The sequence below is a fragment of the Dolomitihabitans soli genome (assembly GCF_022213955.1).
In the GTDB taxonomy this organism is placed as follows: Bacteria; Actinomycetota; Actinomycetes; order Streptosporangiales; family Streptosporangiaceae; genus Streptosporangium_A; species Streptosporangium_A soli.
On the sequence record NZ_JAKNTW010000013.1, the window covers coordinates 188,414 to 206,424 of the forward strand.

Consider the following 18,011-nt stretch of genomic DNA (forward strand, 5'->3'; position numbering starts at 1 on the left):
ACGGCAGCGAGCCGCTGCACGCTGTCCGCATGCGGCTGGTGGCGTCCGAAGCCCGGAAGCGGTTCATCGCGGCGCGGGTGCTGCGCCTGGCCGCGGTCGGCGTCGGGTCACCACTGGGTGATGAGCGGCGTGTCCGGTTCGTGCTGCCGCCAGGCTTCGGCGAGGCGGGCGAGGCGGGTGGGGGCGGCGATGCCGCGCACAGTTGCGATCTTGCCGTTGGTGATGTCGAACGCCACGACGCCGACGACCTGGTCGCCGACCACGAAGAGGATGGCGGGGGCGCCGTTGACGAGCGCGTAGTGGATGGCGGGCGTGCCGCCGGCAAATCGCCGTTTCGCGGGTGTGGGTTTGAAGCCGGCCCGTACGACGGCGGCGATGCGCTGCGGAGTGTCGTACCGCAGCAGCCTCTCGGTCAGGCCGGCGCCGTCGGAGATCGCGGTCGCGTCGTCGGTCAGCAGCGCCGCCAGCCGTTCGGTGCGGCCCGAGGAGGCAGCGGCGAGGAATTCCTCGACGATCCTGCGGGCGGATGCCGGGGCGACTTCGCCGCCGCGGCGGCGCGCGGCGGTGATACGGCGCCGGGCCCGGTGGAGGTGCTGCTGGCTTGCGGACTCGGTGATGTCGAGGATCTCGGCGATCTCGGCGTGGCTGTAGGAGAACGCTTCGCGCAGGAGGTAGACGGCCCGCTCGAGGGGTGACAGGCGCTCCATGAGAGTCAGCACGGCCAGGGAGAGCGATTCGCGCTGCTCGAAAGTGTCGGCCGGGCCGAGCATCGGGTCGCCGTCGAGGAGCGGTTCGGGCAGCCAGGCGCCGACGGTGCGTTCGCGGCGGGCTTGTGCCGAGCGGAGCCGGTCGAGGCACAAGTTGGTGACGACCTTGGTCAGCCATGCTTCCGGCACCTTGATCCGCTGCCGGTCGGCGGCCTGCCAGTGCAGGAACGCATCCTGCACGGCGTCTTCGGCGTCGGCGGCGGAGCCCAGCAGCCGGTACGCCAGCGAGGCCAGCCGGTTCCGGCTGGCCTCGAACCGACCGGTGTCGAAGCGATCAGTGGCGGTGCTGTCCACGCGGACCACCCTAGGTGGCTACGCGACCGCCCTTTTCGGCGTACGCATCAGGCGCGGCGGCCAGGCGGCGCTTGCGCTTGGGCACGCCGAAGGTCGGGTGCGAGTTGGCCCACAGCGACATCTTGAGGATGCCCGCCTTGACCCGCGCGGCCTTCCGGCCGCCCACATACTTCGGCTTTGCCTGCCCTTCGTCGTCGACCGGCTGCAGGATCCCGTCCCGCCGCCCGAGGCTGATGTGGTTGTACGAGTAGACCAGCTTGGTCGTCGCAATCTCGCGGCCGGTCAGGCGTCCCACGATCGCGTGGATCGCCTGCCCACCGGTGTAGCCGGCCGAAGCGCAGGACATCGGCAGCGGCCGGCCGTTGTCGCCGATGGCGTAGGCGCTGTCGCCGGCGGCGTAGACGTTCGGGTGCGAGACCGATCGCATGGTGCGATCGACGACGATCTGACCGTTCTCGGTGACCTCCAGCCCGCTGGCGGCGGCGATGGGGTTGACCGCGAACCCGGCCGTCCACACGGTTGCGGCGGACGCCAGGGCGGTGCCGTCGGCGCACAGCACCCGCGTCGCTTCGACGGCTTCGACGCTGGTGTGCTCCAGGACGGTGATGCCCAGCCGGTCGCAGGCCTGGCGCAGGTGGCTGCGGGCTCCGGCGGAGAGCCGGGCCCCCAGCTCGCCACGGGCGACCAGCGCCACCGACAGGCCGGGCCGCGATTCGGCGAGCTCGGTGGCGGTCTCGATGCCGGTCAACCCGTCGCCGACGACCAGTACACTCCCGCCTTCGCCCCGCCTGCCCAGGCTGTCCAGGCGCTCGCGCAGGCGCAGCGCCGAAGGCCGGCCGGCGACGTCGAAGGCGTGCTCGGCCACGCCGGGGACACCTTCGACGTCACCGTGGCTGCCGAGCGCGTAGAGAAGCGTGTCGTAGCCGCGCTCGCCGCCGCCGTCGGCGTCGGCCACGGCGACGACCTGCCGCTCAGGGTCGACGGCGGTGACACGGGCCAGGCGCAGCCGTACCCCCGTCCCCGCGAAGACGTCGGCGAGCTGTTGAGCCTCGATCTCCCGGCCGGCCGCCAACTGGTGCAGCCGCAGCCGCTCGACGAAGTCCGGCACAGCGTTGACCACGGTGATCTCAGTGTCCGCCGGGGACAGCCGGCGGGCCAGGTTCCCGGCCACGTAGACCCCGGCATAGCCGGCGCCGAGGACGAGAATGCGATGCTTCATGTGTTGCTCCTGTCGGTTCGCTTGCTCCCGGTGAGTTGAGCGGAACAGCGCCCCGATTGCTGACAGGAACTGCATGTGACATGGGTCACAGAGCGGCAGGAGGGCCGCCCAACGATGCTCGCGACGCCGAGGCGGCGCAGATGCAGGCCAAGCTGAACGAGGCCGCCCCGGTCCGGCAGTCTCGCGGATGCTTCGCGCATGCAGGCGCTTCTCGTGGACCCTGCCCACATGGGGTCGAACTGGTCGATGGCGGCGGAATCGACCAGCTCGGCCAGGTCGCCGACCCTCCCGCGACTACTTGGGCTTGCGCTTGAACAGCCCTCGTTTGGCGGGCTTGGCGGGCTCGGACGGGTCCTCGGGCACGGCCGGTAGGGGGAACACAGCGGTGCCGTCGGGGCCTGCCGCCGGAACTCCCGGGCGCGTCGCCCCCTCGAGACCTTCAGGCAGGTAGTCCGCCAAGGTGAGCGACGGGCCCTCCGGCACGTCGGGCCCGTCCAGCCGGTACGGCGGCGCGAGCCCGATGCCCTCAGACCCGTGCGGCTCGCCCGCCTTTTCGGACGGTGCGCCCTCGTCTCCCGGCAGCCCGGCCACGAACGGATCCGACGGCCTCTCCCCTTCGAAGGGCACAGGTCCGTGCGGACCCTCGGCAGGCACGAACAGCCCTCCGGGCTCGGACGGCCCGGGCTTCTCCGGCTCTTCGGAGACCGTCGTCTCAGCGGGACCGGTGGGCTCGAACCAGGAGGAAGCACCCTCCTCGGTCGGCTTGCCGGAGGTGTCGAACGCAGCGAGGTCGTGCGGTCCTTCGAGGAACGACTCGGGCGGCAGACCCTGGCGCCCGCCCGGAGGATCGGCGGCGTCGGGCACGGTGGGCGACGGCTCGGCATACGAGGCGTCCGTCGAATAGCCCGGGTAGCCGTAGTCGCCTCCGGGCTGGTGCGTGCCGTACTGCTGCGGATATCCCTGCTGGGGGTACGTCGGGTAGGTCTGCACGGGGACGAAGCTGATGATCGGGGCGTATGCCGTGCCGCCGGGGTAATTGGTCTGGGTGTAGCCGGCGACGTAACCCGGTCCGGCCGGGTAACCCGCGTAGTCGCCGCCGTCGCGATGCCGTCCGGGCGGGCGGGGGCCCGCCTTGCGAACGGCCGCCGCGTGGGCCATGCGGCGCAGCCGGCCCTCGAAGAACAGCACAGCGAAGAGGGCGAGCAGGACGAGGACCAGGGCGGGGATGCCGAGCGTCCGGCTGATCGTCACCTCGTTGAACTCGGGTGCCGCCTCACGGAGCTCGACCGGCTGCGAGTCGATCGTGTTCTCGGTCTCCACCACCGGCGGAGGGGTCGGGGTGGGCTCCTCCGCGACCGTGGGAAGCGAGACCGACTCCTCCGGCGTGGGCGTGGCGCTCGGCTCGGTCGACGGCGGGACCACGATCTCCTGCGACGGCAGCGGCACCTGCGGCTGGCTGGTGACGGGCGCCGGCGGGGTCGGCGGCGCGGGCGGCGGGGTCGATGGCTTGGGGGTGGACTTCTTGGACGGCTTCACGGTGACGGTGGTCGTGACCTCTGTCGGCTCCGGCTCCTCCGGGGGAGGCGTCGTGGTGACCGTTACCGTCACGACGGGATCTTCGGGTTCGGGCCATTGCTCGCCGACGTTGTCAGAAGGTTCAAACTGCGAGGGTTCCGCGATGACCGCCGCGCTCACTCCGTCGGCTGCCGCGCTGGCGTTCGCCCCGATCAAGGGCGCGGCGACGAGCACTCCCGCGCCACACAGCCCGAATGTTACGACCATCGCGGACACGGCCTTCGCACGCCCGTGTCGCGCCACCGGTGTCCTCCGTGAGTTCCCGAACTAGGCCAGTCAAGGAAAATCCTAGTCGGGCAAAAGTAACAGTAAACCCGGTTTCACAACACCGATCGAGATACGCGGGCGGATCGTCGCCGCCGAATGGTTACCTGTGCCCACAGCAATCCCACCAGCAACGTAACCGCGGCTCCCACCAGGAGCAGCCCTCGCACGCCGGTGACCAGCCTTTTCTGCTCGGCCGGCGCGCTCTCCGCACCCGCCCTGACGCTCGCCGTACCCAGTTGCCGGGGCAACGGCGGCGCCGTCAGTCCGGGCGCGGCCGCCCCGGGCGTCACCTGTGCCGCCGCCCCCGCCGCCATCGACGCCGCCGCATCGGGCAACCGAATCCCCGGCGTGGCCATGCCCGCTCCTGGTTGAACCCCGCCCATCGCGGGCGGCGCCACCGGCACTCCCGGCGGGACCGCGGTCACCCCCGCCCCTTGAGCTCCAAGCCCCTGAGTGCCCAGCCCTTGAGCGCCCAGCCCGGCCAGGCCGCTCAGGTCACCGCGTGCCTCAGGCTGTGCCGCACCGGCCGGCTCGTCCGCCTTTCCCCGAGCGCCGCCCTCACCCCGGTGTCCGCCGGCCCGCCCCTCATCGGCGACAGCCGCGTCAGGACGCCACGACTTGCGCCGCATCTTCCCCCGAGGCGATACGACGGGCTCCCAGTAATCGGCCTTCTCACCAGAAACCACCCCCTCGCCCTCCGGCGCGCGGCGCACCTTTCCCCCCGGCTCGGCCCGCCAGCGCAGCCGCACCCCGTCGCTCCCCCGCACCGACCTGGCCGGCCTCCACGCGGCCACGTCACCCCGTCCGGGAAGAGCCTCCACCGAACCGAGTCCCGACAGGCCCCCGGGCACACCCTCCACCGAACCGCGTTCCGTCGCCTCGCCCTCACCGCTCCTGGACCCCACCCTGCCCTCGACCTCCCGCAACACAGCGTTGCCCTTGACTTCCCCTGACACGCCACCGTCCTGAGCACCCTCGGACCCGGCCCCGTCCTTGACTCCCCGGGAGGCCGCTCCGCCCGTCGACCCGGACTGATCCTGAGCACCCTCGGACACCGCCTGGTCCTCGACTCCCCGGGACACCGCTCCACCCCTCGACCCGGACTGATCCTGAACACCCTCGGACACCGCCTGGCCCTCGACGTCCCCGGACACCGCCCGGTCCGCACCCGGCAGCCCTCTCGGCCGGCCCTCGTCGGCCTCGGGCACAGCCTCCGGCCCGTTCTCCGGGGAAGCGGGCGTCCTCCGCGGCGGGACGGTCTCCCTGGTCCCGCCATTCACCACCACGGCCCGTGCCGTGCGGCGGACACGGGCGCCGTCGGGGCCTCGCACGTGCGCGACCGCGGTCAGGACGATCTCCGGGGTCTCGGCCGGCGCGTCGACCCGTACCTCCACCCACCGCCCGCCCGCCATCTCGCCGAACAGGCACCCTCCCGCCACGCGGCCGGCCGTACCGCAGTCGAGCGCCGGCACGGCCGACGCGGGGTCGGCCGAGACCACCAGCCGCGCGTCCCGCGCGACGCCGGCCAGTTCCAGCCGGAACACGAACGTCTCCCCGCCACGCACCCATCTGGTTGCCCGCTCGGCCACCCGCAGCGGCGAGCACGCACGATCTCCCGCGCCGCAGCGTTCCTCGCCGCCGGGTCCGGAGTACGCCGAGGCGGGCGCGAGAGAGGCACCGACCAGGAGAAAGGTCACCACAGCAAGCTGGGCATGTCGCCGACGATGGAACACCGAGCCCCCCGAACTACGAATACACTCCGTAGTCGTTATGTCACGACAGGGGCGGGCTCAACCCTCGCCGAGCAGAACCTCCACCGCTCTGACGACGGGCAGATCGGCCTCCAGCCACGGAACGTCGTAGAAGGCGGCCGGGGAAAGCCAGCGGAGTTCGAGGTGCTCCTTGGCCACGGGCACACCTTCGACGACCTCGGCCAGCCACACCCGCAGCACGTAGTCGTTCCGCAGGGCCCATTCGCCCCCCACCTGGCCACCGATCGCGATCTTGACCCCGAGCTCCTCGTCGCACTCGCGGATCAGCGCGTCGTGGTCGCTCTCCCCCGGCTCGACCTTGCCGCCGGGAAACTCCCAACCGCCGGCGAGCTCGGGCGGTTCCGCCCGTTGCGCGGCGAGTAACCGCCCGTCGGCCACGATCGCGGCTCCCACAACGACCTTCTTCATCAGGTGTCAGCCCTTTTCCAGTCGCTTGAGTTGTTCGAGCACGGTCGCGTTCTGCAGCGGGCGGGTGAACCCCATGATGCCGGACCGATCCTTGTAGGTCGTGACCTTGATCGGCCCGCACAGCCGGCAGCGAGCCTCCACCATCTTGCCCTTGGACACGACCATCCCGACGTGACCGGGCCGGTTGGGCCCCGTTCCAGGGCCGGAGTTGAAGAACACGAGATCGCCCGGCTCCTCGTCACCCGCCTCGACCTTCACCCCGAACGGCCACTGTCCGAAGGTCACCCGCGGGATGGAGAGGCCGGCCTCGCGGTAGGCCATGTAGATGATCCCCGAGCAGTCGAAGGCGTCCGGTCCCGTCCCTCCCCAACGGTACGGCTTGCCGCGCTGGGCCAGGGCGTAATCAAGGATCTCGCGGACCACCTCGTTGGGCGCGGCGTCCACGATGGGCTCGTCGCAGGCGGGGTCGGCCTCGGGCGGAACGGTGACCTCGCCGGTCTTGGCGTATCTCTTCGCGATCTCCACGACCTGGTCGACGTACCACCAGGCACGGTTGTAGACGAACAGCGCCTGCCGTACGTTCTCCGGGGCGCCGTTGCGCTTGAGCATGGTGGCCGCGCCGAGGATGGCGTCGGCCGGGTTGTAGACGTCGGCCCAGCCGTCGCCGTCGCCGTCGGCCGCGTAGCCGTTGAACTTGGACGGGATCTTGATCTTGGCCTTGCCGCCCCAGGTGCCGATGAGGAACTGCATCGGCCCCGCCGCGCCCGCGTGGTTGGTGCCGCTCTGCACGCCGGGAAGCCGGGAGCGGCCGTGGTTGGTCTCCCGCTTGCCGACGGCCGCCAGCACGTTCCACTGCACGCCGATCTTCTCGCCGTGCTTCTTGTACAGCTTGAGGTAGTCGCCGGGGATGTCGGAGGCCGCCGTCTGCGACTGCGCCTCGTCGCCGCCGGGCTCGGTCTGCTCGCAGTCGGCCTGGTTGCCGCCGCCCAGCAAGGAGGGGAAGGTACTCATCAACATGGGGGCCGCCACCAACGTCATGAGAACCAGCCCCGCGACGCCCACAATGAGTGCGATACGGACACGGGAGTTACTCATCTCACCCCTTCGATCCCCGTGGGGGGGTCTCCCTCCTGGCCGGCATCGGCGGGCTGGAGGTCGTGGACCCGCCAGTCGGAGCCGATCTGGGTGAGCGTCACGGCGTACTCCTCCGACCTTTCGGTGGGGCCGCTCTTCGCCGTGACGCGCTGGGTGCCGGTCACCACGAAGATCACCGAGCTCCGGTCGACCTCGCGGATCTCCTTGACCTGCGCGGAGCCCTCGGAGACCAGTGCGTCAGCGGTGTTCTGCTCCACGGTGCCGGGTGAGGCCACCGCGCGGCCGAGCGCGGCCGCCAGATCGGCCGTCGTGAACACGCTCAGCCGGTCGGTGTACACGGCCGGGTCCTCGTCGAACCGGTAGGTGCCGTACGACGTGATGAACCGCTGGGCGACGTCCGCCGCCGCCGCCAGTTCCTCCTTCGACATCGGCAGGAAGGAGTAGATGTCGAAGGCGGCGTTGCTGGCCGTCGCCACCGGCGTCTGCGGCGCCGCCGGCTCCGCCGTACGGTCAGCGCTCACCTGTTCGGTGCCCTGCTGCGGCCCGCCGGGGTCCGGTCCCAGCGTGAGGTAGACGCCGACCACCGCGAGCAGGACCACCACGCCCGCGAAGACCTGGCCACGCCGGTCACCGAGTCCTAGCGCCATCGTCAATCCTTGCCGGGGCCGGGCCTGAGCCAGAAGGGCACGGGAGGCTCGTCGTCGGCACGTCCGTTGTTACGGGAGGGCAGCCAGAGCGGCGGCGCCTCGGAACGGCGATCAGAACCGGAGTCGCGCGAGCCTCCGTCGGCGCGCCGGGTGGAGCCGCCGCCGAAGATGCTGCCGCCCCCCGAACCGCCTGAACCACGCGACCCGCCCGACCCACCAGACCCACCAGACCCACCTGACCGGCCGCCGGTTGAGTTACCGGAACGCCCGCCTGAGCGTCCGCCGAAGATGCCGCCACCGCCGGAGCCGCCCGACCTGGGCGCCGATCCGCCCGACCTTGGTGCCGATCCACCCGAACCGCCTGGCCTGGGTGCCGATCCACCCGACCGGGGTGTGCCGGAAGAGCCGCCACGCGGCGCCCAGCCACCGCCCGACCGTCCGCTGAACCAGCCGCCCGCCGACCCGCCCGACGTGCTCCCACCGGCACGACCGCCACGGACGGGGGCGCCCGGAGTGCCGGACAGGTTGAGCGGCGGCGCGGAGCCGGTACGGGTGACGGCGTTCTGCGCCGTGGGCGTCTTACGGCGGGCGCCCGCCACGGTGTCGGTGTCCAGCGGCGCGGGATGCGCGCCTACGGGCACCCTGGCCCCCGACGGCGTGCCGGCGGCTCCCTCCTCGCCCCTGACCCTGCCCTGGGCCACCGACGACGCCGACGCGGCGACGGCGGAGCCGCCGGCGATCGCGGCGGCCTGGATGAGCGGCTCGGCCTTGCGCATGCCCCAGCGCCCGGCGCGGTAGCCGGCGACGGGTGGCAGCGCGTTCGCCGCCCGGGAGAGCGTGGGGGCGGTCGCCGCCTCGCCGAGCATCCGGGTGGTGATCGTGTGCCCGTCCATGGAGGCGAACAGGTGCTGGAACGGCCGCCGGTAGAAGAACACCGCGATCGTCATCAACGCCATGAAGAGCACCTGCATGCCCCAGGGCATCGCGGTAGAGATGATCAAGGCGTAGCCGTACACGAGCACGCCGAGGACCAGGGCCAGCACCGCCTGTCTCAGCAGGGTGCCCACCAGCATCTCCAGCCAGCGCATCGCGATGATCCGCCCGGTGCCCGGATGGACGCCGATCAGCAGGAACACCGGCGCCATGATCAGCAAGAACAGGAAGCCGACCTTGAGCACCAGTAGCGAGACCGCCACCAGGAAGATCAGTAAGCCGGAGACCACGGCCGCTATCAGCGCGCCGATCGCGATGCCCAGCCGGCTGGTCCAGTCTTTGCCCTGGAAGAGGGAGTAGATCGGGGTGCTCTCCAGTTTGCGGGCGACCTCCTCCTGGTAACGCGCCTGGTGCGCGTTGGTCGCCGGCATCTGTTTGGCCTGTTGTTCCTGCTGGTCGATCGCCTGGATATCGAGCATCCTGGCGCCGAAGTCACGCACCACGGGGGCCTCTGGATCGGCCGTGCCGAACACGCCCATCAGCCACGGCTTGCAGACCAGCGTCGACCACAGGGCGTCGGCGTTCTGGTCGACGCCCGGCGTGCCGGTCTGGCCGTACCCGCCGGGGGTGGCCTTCGCGTCGCCGTCGCCCTTCGGCGGCAGGCAGGAGGTCCCCTCGTTGCCGGGCAGCCCGGCGAACGCCGAGTTGACGATCTCGCCGGTCTTGTCGGTGACGACCTTGCCGATCCCGGTGAAGTCGGCCGGGCGGCTGAAGAACCAGACCGCCACGGTGACCGCGAGCACCATCCAGATGACGCCCTCGGCCGTGGTGGTCGCGCGTTTGCGGATCAGGCCGTACCACGCCAGCCAGATCGCGCCGAGGATCACGATCGGCCGTAGATACGGCCAGTACATGGCGTCGGCGAGCTTGGTGATGATGTCGTCGACCACGTCTTTGATCGACTGCAGCGGGCCCTCGGTGGCCGCCGCCTGGTAGGTGGTGATGGTCAGGCGGTCGACTGCCTTGGCTCCGGCGAAGATCGAGTTGGCCCACGCGTTGCCGAGCACCGCGCCCACGTCGTCGCAGCCCAGATCGTTGGTGTGCCAGAACTGGCCGGACGTGCCGTACCTGGCGTAGTTGGTCTCCGCGGCGGCCGGCAGCTTCTCGGTGGGCGCCTGGGCGGCCCCCACCTGCGCGCCGACCGTCGTCCCCGCCGACCCGTCGGGCGGCGGCGGTTTGAGCAGCCCGTCGAGTCCGCCGCCGACGACCTCGGGAGACAGGTCGGGCGAGAAATCGCAGAGCGCCGCCGCCGCCATGCCCGAGGGCAGGGCCAGCGGCAGCGCGAGGAGACCTAGGAACAGAATCAGCCCTGCCGCGAGCCGCCTGCGTAGTCGCCCGCGCCGGCGCCCCTTGGGGGGGACCTTCATGACCGCACCTCCTGCGCCGTCGCCCCCGACCTGCCGATGCCCCCCGGAGGATCATTCCCGTCGTCACCGGGCTTGTCGTGCGTCGGGTTGGTGTCAAGCCAGCGCAGGAGGTCTTCTGAGATCAGGTCCACCCCGATACGGCCCGCCCGGCCGTCCAGATCCCGGAAGACGCACTCGCCGTTGCCCAGCGAGCGCAGCACCGCCTTGTGCTCCTCTGAAGGCTCCACCCCGAGCAACGACATGACGTGTTCGACCTCGACCCGCTCGGTCGACCTGAAGGCGAAGACCGAGGACAGGCAGTTGGTCACCTGCTCGTTCAGCAGGTCACCCGCGTTCTGCGAGACCAGCACGAGCGCGGTGTTGCGCGAGCGGCCCATCCGGCTGACCTCGGGCACCAGCTTGGCGCCCTCGGGCGTGGAGGTGATCGCCCATGCCTCGTCCAGGAAGATCGCCTTCGGCGCGCGGCGGTCGAGGCCGTTCATCAGCCGCCTGGCGAACTGCGAGACGAGGTACAGCAGTGCGACGGAGAGCCGCTGCTCGTAGGAGTAGTCGTCGCGGGCCGTCGTGACGTCGGGCAGGGTGAGCCCGCCCAGCGTGAAGACCGTGGTCCAGCCCTCGGTGTCGACCTGGTCGCCGCCGGAGGGATCGAAACACAGCCGGGCGAGGTGCATATCCGACATCGAGCGGAGCACCGCCCCCAGGTTCTTCGACGCGGGGTCCTCCGCCTGCTCCAGATAGTCGACGACCCTGCCCAGCGAGGGATCGGCGGCGTTCGACACCGCGGCGACCGCCTGGATCATCGCCGACTCGCGCTCCTCCGACATCCTCGGCAGCAGCAGCCGCAACGTCTCGGTGGCCATCGTCTTCTTGGCCGCGATGTCGTCGCCGAAGGAGAAGGGGTCGAGCAGCCCCGGAGCGGCCGAGCCGAGCGGGATGATCCGCGCCCGCCTGCCCCTCTTCCGCAGCAGCTCCACCAGGGACTCCGCGTCGCCCTTCGGATCGATCACCGCGATGGTGACCCCTCGCAGGGCCATCTGATAGATCATCAGCAGCGCCAGCGTGGTCTTCCCGCCGCCGGGCTCGCCGGTGATCGCGATCGCCGTGGGCCGGTTACGCGCCGCCGCCACCAGCGGATCGAAGTGCACGATGCTGCGCGCCCGCCCCACGGTCTCCCCGACGTACGGCCCCGCCCAGCCGGCCTTGCCCTCGTCGAGCCGGTCACCGAGATCCACCGTGGCCGTCGTCATCCCGCCGGCGATGGTGCGGAGCGGCTGCCGCTGGGCGTAGGCGTTGACCCGCACCCGCTCGCCCGGCAACGCCTCGCAGAACAACGAGAACTGGTCACCGGTGGAGTTGACGATGTCGATGCCCAGGTCACGGTAGTGCTCGACGACCGCTTCGACCCGCTGCACACAAATCTCCTCCGTCGGGGCCGCGACGATCAGCCGGTGCCAGCCGTACACGAAGGGCAGGCGCTCCTTGGTGATGCCGTGCTCCAGCATGCGCGCCGCGTCGATCTGCTCGGCCAGCGCGATCGGCGCCTCCGCCCCGGCCTCACGGATGTGGATGTCCATGTCGCGGGCGTGGGCCAGCTTGCGGGCCACATCCTTGCTCGCCTTGACCGGAGTGATCAACCGCATCCTGCTGGAGATCTCCACCGGGAACGGGAGCTGGTCGGCGAAGTGCCCCCACGGCTCCCCGTCGGGGAAGGGCATCAGGTCGGGGAACCTGGCGAAGGACAGGTGCGCGACATAGGAGTCACCCGACGGCTGCTCGATGCGCAGCAGCGAACGGCCGTTGTGGATCTGCCCCTCGACCAGCGCCTCGATCTCGCCCTTGCCCCAGCGCCGCTTGGGGCTGGCCGAGGTGGGCGGGTCACCGAGCGAGCCGGTCGCGGCGTGCTGGAACAGCCAGGCGATCTCGGTGGAGGTGGCGTGCCGCGCGTAGAGCGCGCTGGAGGCCAGGGCCCGGCCGAGCCGCTCCGCCTGGTCGGTCCACCGGTTGATCTCACTGTCCGGGACGTGGTCGTCGTCGAGGCCGAGCGCCTTCTCGCCGCGCTGGTAGAAGCCGAAGAGCTGGGAGAGCACCCCCGTGCCGAGCTGGGCGCCGCGCGGGCCCAGCCGTACGCCCAGGTAGACCTCCTTGGTCCAGAAGTCCTTCGCCCAGACGTGGCGGTACATCTCCTCCAGATAGTCGCGCCAGCCCGGTCCCTCGTCGGAGGTGGCGTTGAGGGCCATCGCCCAGTCGGCCGCCGGGTAGGTGCGGTGCGCGACACGCAGGTGCACCTCGGCGTCCGGCATCCTGATCGCGGCCAGCGCGATCGTGATGTTCGTGGCCAGCGCCTCGCGCTCCTCGGGGGTGACGAACTCGTAGCTGACCGTCGGCAGCCGGAAGTACGCCCAGGCCGCCGACTCGCTCAGCAGGACCCGATCGTCGAAATACCGGACGGCCAAGCGGTTGCGTGCCCGTGACGACCGGCTCATCCGCCGCTCCCCCTACCCTCGCGCCTGCGGGTCACTGGGCCACTTCCTCCTCGTCGCGCCTGGCCGTGTGCGGTGTGGTGAAGCCGGCGACCACCACGCCGGCGAGAGCCAGGTAGGCCCTGCGCCCGGCGGCACGCAACTGGGCCGGCTCGATCGGGCCGGGGCTTCCCGGAGCCAGATCGTCCTCCCACGGCACCCGTACGATCGCCCGGCATCGTCCCCTCGCCACCGCCTCCGCCTGCTCCACATCACTCATGCTGCGCCGGCTCACACCGTTGACCACCATGATCGCGCGTCGGCGAAGCTCCGCGCAGCCGTGTCCGTCAAGCCATTCATAAGTCATGGCAACGGCATCGGGACCGTCCTCGCTCGCCGGGACCACCAGCACCAGCTGATCCGCGTACGGCAGGACCCGGGCGGCCAGCGCCGCCGCCGGATCGACCACGACCAGCTTGTAGTGCCGGTCGAGCAGATCCATGGTCTGGCCGAGACGCCGGTCGGAGAACAGCGTGCGGTCGGCCAGCCGTTGCTCCGCGCCCGCGTCGGTGTCGGACCCGATCACCTCCAGGCCCGAAGCCGAGCGGGTCGTGTAGGACCGCATGCTCAGATATCCGCTGACGTGGTCGATCCCCGCCAGCAGCGAGCTGAGGGTCTCCGGCGAGTCGGCCTGGATCCTGCTGGTCAGCGTGTTGTCGCCGGTGTTGCCGTCCACCGCGAGCACCCGGTCGTCGCGGTACTCCGCGAAGGTGTGGCCGAGCATCAGCGCCGTCGTCGTCTGCCCCGCGCCGCCCGTGCAGCCCAGCACGACGACCCGCCGGCTCCCGCCGAACACCGCCCGCGCCCGCGCCTCGTCGATCTCCGACCCGTCGGTACGGCTCCCGCCGGACCCGATGACCACCTGGGCCAGCCGCCGCCAGCCGCCCGAGGTGTCCCGGCCCACGACCGACTCCACCCGGCGTACCTTTCCGCCTCTCGCCGGCGGGTCGGCCACCGGCACCACCGGCCCGGCCGCGCCGCGCGGCACCGCCCGGATCGACACCCGCGTCCCCGGCTCCTCGGCCACCTCACGGCCGGCTCCGGCCGGCGGCTCCGCGGATTCGGCCGCCGCACGCCTCGGATCCACGGCCTCACGCAGTCCTGCCGCCTCTGCCGCCTCCGCCGCCGGACGCCTCGGATCCACGGACTCACGCAGTCCTGCGGCGTCCGCCGCCGGACGCCTCGAACCTGCCTCGCCCGGACCATCGGCTTCCGCCGCCGCACGCCTCGGACGCGCGGGCCCGGCCGTCTCGCCCCACGGCCCCGACCTCACCGAGGACTCCGACGCACCCTCCGAACCGGTCATCGCCGGGAGGGCCGGAGCCTCCGCCCGCCGGGCGCCCGTGACACGCGCTCCGCGCTCGGTCCGCGCCGCCGGAGCGACGGGACGTGTGGGGATGTCCTGTTCCCGGGGCGGACCCGCGGCCCCCGGCACCGGCGTCGCGCCCGGTCGTCCGGCACCTGGCACCTGGCCGGCCTGAGCCGCCGGGGCGACGGGACGCCCGAGGACATCCGGCAGCCGCGCCGGACGAGCACGATCTGGATTCGGCGAACCCACCGGCCGCCCACCGCCCGGCCCCCGGCCCCCGGGCTGAGCCGCCGGAGCGACAGGACGCCCAGCGGCATCCGGCACCTGACCCGCACCGGCATCCTCCGGCGAGGTCTCCGACCGCCGAACCACCGGCACCTGAGCCCCTGGAACGACAGACCGCCCGGGAACATCCGGCACCTGAGCGGCACCGGCATCCTCCGGAGCACCTTCCACCGGGGAAGCCTCCGGCTCCGGACTCGTCTTGACCGCAGGGGCGACAGAACGCCCGAAGGCATCCGGCACCTGAACACCGGCATCCCCCGGGACACCTTCCACCGGCGAGGCCTCCGGCCGCCGAACTTCCGGCTGCGGGCTCGTCTGGGCCGCGGGAGCGACCGGATGTCCGGGAGCGCCGGTCGCCCGGGTCTCCGGGTCCTCCTGATTCGGGCTCCGCGTGGCCGCGGCCTGGCGCGAAGGCTCAGGCGCGTGATCCGCGCCCTCGGCGGAGTCTGGCGGCCATACGCGCTGGGCGTCGGGCACGCGTGAAACCGGCTGGGGCGGCCGGCCACGCCGGTGGTGCTCCTGCGCGTCGTCCGCGTGGCCCTCGGGGACGGCGTCGCCGGTCTCCACGGAAGCCGCCAGCCTGCGCAGGCGCCGCAGCGCCTCCGCCCCGATCGGCGCCGCGGGGACGGCAGAAGCAGCGGCGGAAGCGGCGGGAGCCGGAGCGGCGACCCCGGGGCCCTCCTGAGCGTGCATCTCATGACGATCGGACGCCGAGGGGTCCGCAGCCCGCCCCTCGGACCTCGCCCGCACCGGATCGGCGTGGAGGGCTCGCGCCGCCGGCGTCGTGTCGGCGGCGGCCGTCCCCTCGGGTGCCTCGGACCGGACCGGCTCGTGCACCTGCCCCCGTACGGCCTGCTCACTCGCGACCGGCTCTCGTGCGCCGGGCTCGCCGGCGACGGGCACATATCCGACCGCCTCGAACGCGACCGGCTTCTCCCCGGCGGGCACATGACCGACCGGCTCGAAAGCAACCGGCTCGAACGCGACCGGCTCGAACGCGACCGGCTCGGGTACGGCCGGCTCGCTCGGCGGCGGGTCGACCGACAACGGGAAGGATCGTGACGGCAAGCCGGTCGAGGAGGCCGTCGAGGCGAGCGGCCCGGCGATGGCCGGCGAATTGGTGGCCGGCGAAGCGGAGGCCGCGCTCACCGGAGAGTGGGCGGCGGCAGTGGCCGGCGACGACGCCGCGGAGGCTGCGACCGGACGGGCGACCAGGCCCTGCCGGGAGCGCGGAACGGCGGGGTCGGCGGCGGAGACGGGATTGAGGGCGGGAGCGGTGCCTCGCCGGGGTGCGCGGGCCGTACCCCAGGCCATGCGTTGCTGGGTCGGGAGGGTGCTCTGCGCGGCGGCGGGGCTTGCCGTGACGGCGGCCGCGGCGGCGGCGACCACGGGGCGGACCTGACGGGGACCGGCGGGGGTCACGCGCTCGGTGCGGCGGGTCGTGGCCGCGTGGCGGGCCTTACGGCTGGCCTTGGCCCGGGCGGGCTCGGCGGTGGAGCGCCAGACACGGCCGACGAAGGCGACCTCGGCGGGCTCGGCGTCGGGGGCCATGCGGCACCAGGTACGCGGCTCCCCCAGGTAGCGGACCTGTGACTCGAGAAGCTCGTTGAGCCTCTTGCTCTCGATGACCGGACGGGTGGAGAGCCACGTCACGATGCCGGGCGGGACCAGGTAGACCACGTGCCAGGGGGCCGCGAAGGGCACCCCCACGAGCCAGAGCAGGAACGACCACGGCGCGAGGACGCCCACGAAGACACCGATCCAGACAATCGGGAGCGGCATGGGGAGCCGGAGGTCATAAAGCTTGTAAAGCCGCTTCTCAATTCGCCAGATGTTGGTATACGTGGGCAGATCCACGCAGTCCTCCTCTCTGCCCCTCGGGCCTGTGGTCACCGGCCGAGCCCCGTACGCTCGCGGCACCCGTACCTTCAATCACCGCGCGGACCGGGTCCCAACCCTCATTGGATGCCCAGAGCCCCCGCGATCGCCTTCGCCGTCACCTCGATGATGTTGGGCACGTAGAAGATCACTCCGATGGCGATCGCGAGAACGATGAACTGAACGAACCTCGTGATCTCGCGCGTGAAGAGGAAGAAAAGCGCGACGACCGACACGATCACCAGGAACAACGGGGCGAAGAAGCCCCGAAGAGCCTCGGCGAGGCCTGCGGTGTCCGGACCTTCGGGAGGGGCTGAGGGCGTGGCGAGTTCTAACGCGCTCAGCACCATGGTGGTCAGGGTCAATTTCCATCCTCCCGGGGGAATCGATCGGCCGCCGACGGGCCTGGATCCGTCATCGGCTCACCCCGCGGACCGGCTGGCGCCGCGGATGTCCTTGACGAACCACTTGTCACCCTGCTTTTCCACGGTGAGACGGTATTCCTGTTCGAGCTTGCCGCCCACCGCGCTGGGGTCCGGTGAGGGCTCGGGAGACGCGGTGCTCCCGGTCGGCACCTCCCACAGGACCACTGCGGTGACCTCTCGCGTGGTGCCACCAGGTGGCACCACGACGTCCTTGAGCTGGGCGAAGTTGAAGGCCCCGCCGAAGCTGTCGAGTGTCTCGCCGACCGCCACGTAACGCTGCAGCTGGACGGTGTCGCCCTCCGCGTACGCCTTGAAGAACCCGTCGAGCTGGATGCGCAGCTCGTCCTCCGTGGCGTCGTCGCGGTCGGGCTCCGCCGGCTGCGGCAGGCCCGCCTTTCCCGGCGCGGGGAGGATGCCCGGCCTGCCGGAGACGACGAAGTCGCCGTCGGAGAAGTGGATCGGCACCGACAGCAGCATGCGCCGGTTGCCCGCCTGGAAGACGAGCGACACCACGGCGTTACGCGCGTCGATCACCTCCACACCGTACGGCTGGATGGCGCCGGCGGACATCTGGCCGAAGCCGTCCCACCCGAACTGCGCCTCCGCGCCGTCGGGAAGAAATGGCGCCAGCCTCCCGGCCCTTTCCTCGGGACGGCTTCCGTTGAAATTCAGATAAGCGGCGGCGAATTGGTTCGCGAATGAGGATGCGCGGTCGGCGGGAAATCCGGAATCCGTGGGCGAGGCCCCCGGGCCGCCCGTCGTGTTGGCTTGGGTGAAACGCTCGAATGGCGCGCGGACTCCATTGACCACGATGACGATGATCAGCGCCCAGAGCACGGCCCGGCCGGTCCACACCAGCCATCGCCCGCCACCGCCGGACCAGCGGCCACGACGGGGCGCGGCACGCCCTCGCCCCGAAACGCCTTCGGCGCCGCCGGACTCGGGGTATGCCGACAGCTCAGGGTCGCCAGGGATCCGAGGATCCTGCTGGACGATCGACCTTCGAGCCATCACGCCTCCGCTCGCGCCGATCCCCCCGGCATGGCGCGGTGTCGTCTTACTCTCGATCCCGTTATCGGTGGTGAAGCATTCACCCTAGCGGCCCCGCCAATTCTTCCAGGAAAGCCACGCCCATGCTGCAGTCATCACCCTAACCGAGCAAACCGGGTCTTCCTCGTCTGCAGCGCCGTA

The 18,011-nt window shown here is 71.6% G+C and carries 12 protein-coding genes; all 12 read right to left on the reverse strand.

Going from position 1 to position 18,011, the window contains the following annotated elements; translation table 11 throughout:
- Positions 1-107 precede the first annotated feature (107 nt).
- Positions 108-1,061 carry a sigma-70 family RNA polymerase sigma factor gene (locus MBA17_RS26155; RefSeq protein WP_238499227.1) on the reverse strand — a complete coding sequence of 318 codons (954 nt, stop codon included), beginning with the start codon at positions 1,059-1,061 and terminating at the stop codon, positions 108-110.
- A gap of 10 nt (positions 1,062-1,071) precedes the next feature.
- Positions 1,072-2,280 (reverse strand): NAD(P)/FAD-dependent oxidoreductase, encoded by a 1,209-nt coding sequence (locus MBA17_RS26160; RefSeq protein WP_238499228.1) that lies wholly within the window; start codon positions 2,278-2,280, stop codon positions 1,072-1,074.
- Positions 2,281-2,574: 294 nt separating this feature from the next.
- Positions 2,575-3,888, reverse strand: coding sequence for a chromosomal replication initiator protein DnaA (locus MBA17_RS26165; RefSeq protein WP_238499229.1), 1,314 nt, complete (start codon positions 3,886-3,888; stop codon positions 2,575-2,577).
- Positions 3,889-4,175: 287 nt separating this feature from the next.
- On the reverse strand, positions 4,176-5,819 hold the full coding sequence (locus MBA17_RS26170; RefSeq protein ID WP_238499230.1) for a hypothetical protein: 1,644 nt from the start codon (positions 5,817-5,819) through the stop codon (positions 4,176-4,178).
- Between the two features lie 93 nt (positions 5,820-5,912).
- Complete coding sequence (locus tag MBA17_RS26175) at positions 5,913-6,302, reverse strand: (deoxy)nucleoside triphosphate pyrophosphohydrolase (RefSeq protein ID WP_238499231.1); 390 nt, start codon at positions 6,300-6,302, stop codon at positions 5,913-5,915.
- Positions 6,303-6,308: 6 nt separating this feature from the next.
- Positions 6,309-7,319 (reverse strand): C40 family peptidase, encoded by a 1,011-nt coding sequence (locus MBA17_RS26180; RefSeq protein WP_238499232.1) that lies wholly within the window; start codon positions 7,317-7,319, stop codon positions 6,309-6,311.
- 74 nt (positions 7,320-7,393) lie between these two features.
- A complete protein-coding gene (locus MBA17_RS26185; protein ID WP_238499233.1) occupies positions 7,394-8,044 on the reverse strand; it encodes a hypothetical protein in 651 nt (216 codons plus the stop codon).
- Positions 8,045-8,046: 2 nt separating this feature from the next.
- Positions 8,047-10,404 carry a type IV secretion system protein gene (locus MBA17_RS49695; protein ID WP_274385965.1) on the reverse strand — a complete coding sequence of 786 codons (2,358 nt, stop codon included), beginning with the start codon at positions 10,402-10,404 and terminating at the stop codon, positions 8,047-8,049.
- A complete protein-coding gene (locus MBA17_RS26195; RefSeq protein ID WP_238499234.1) occupies positions 10,401-12,887 on the reverse strand; it encodes an ATP-binding protein in 2,487 nt (828 codons plus the stop codon). Before MBA17_RS26195 ends, MBA17_RS49695 begins: the two co-directional genes overlap by 4 nt.
- Positions 12,888-12,918: 31 nt before the next feature.
- Positions 12,919-16,374 (reverse strand): TcpE family conjugal transfer membrane protein, encoded by a 3,456-nt coding sequence (locus MBA17_RS26200; protein WP_238499235.1) that lies wholly within the window; start codon positions 16,372-16,374, stop codon positions 12,919-12,921.
- A gap of 101 nt (positions 16,375-16,475) precedes the next feature.
- On the reverse strand, positions 16,476-16,745 hold the full coding sequence (locus tag MBA17_RS26205; protein ID WP_238499397.1) for a hypothetical protein: 270 nt from the start codon (positions 16,743-16,745) through the stop codon (positions 16,476-16,478).
- A gap of 72 nt (positions 16,746-16,817) precedes the next feature.
- Entirely contained in the window at positions 16,818-17,831 is a 1,014-nt protein-coding gene (locus MBA17_RS26210; protein WP_238499236.1) for a conjugal transfer protein, read from the reverse strand.
- Positions 17,832-18,011 lie beyond the last annotated feature (180 nt).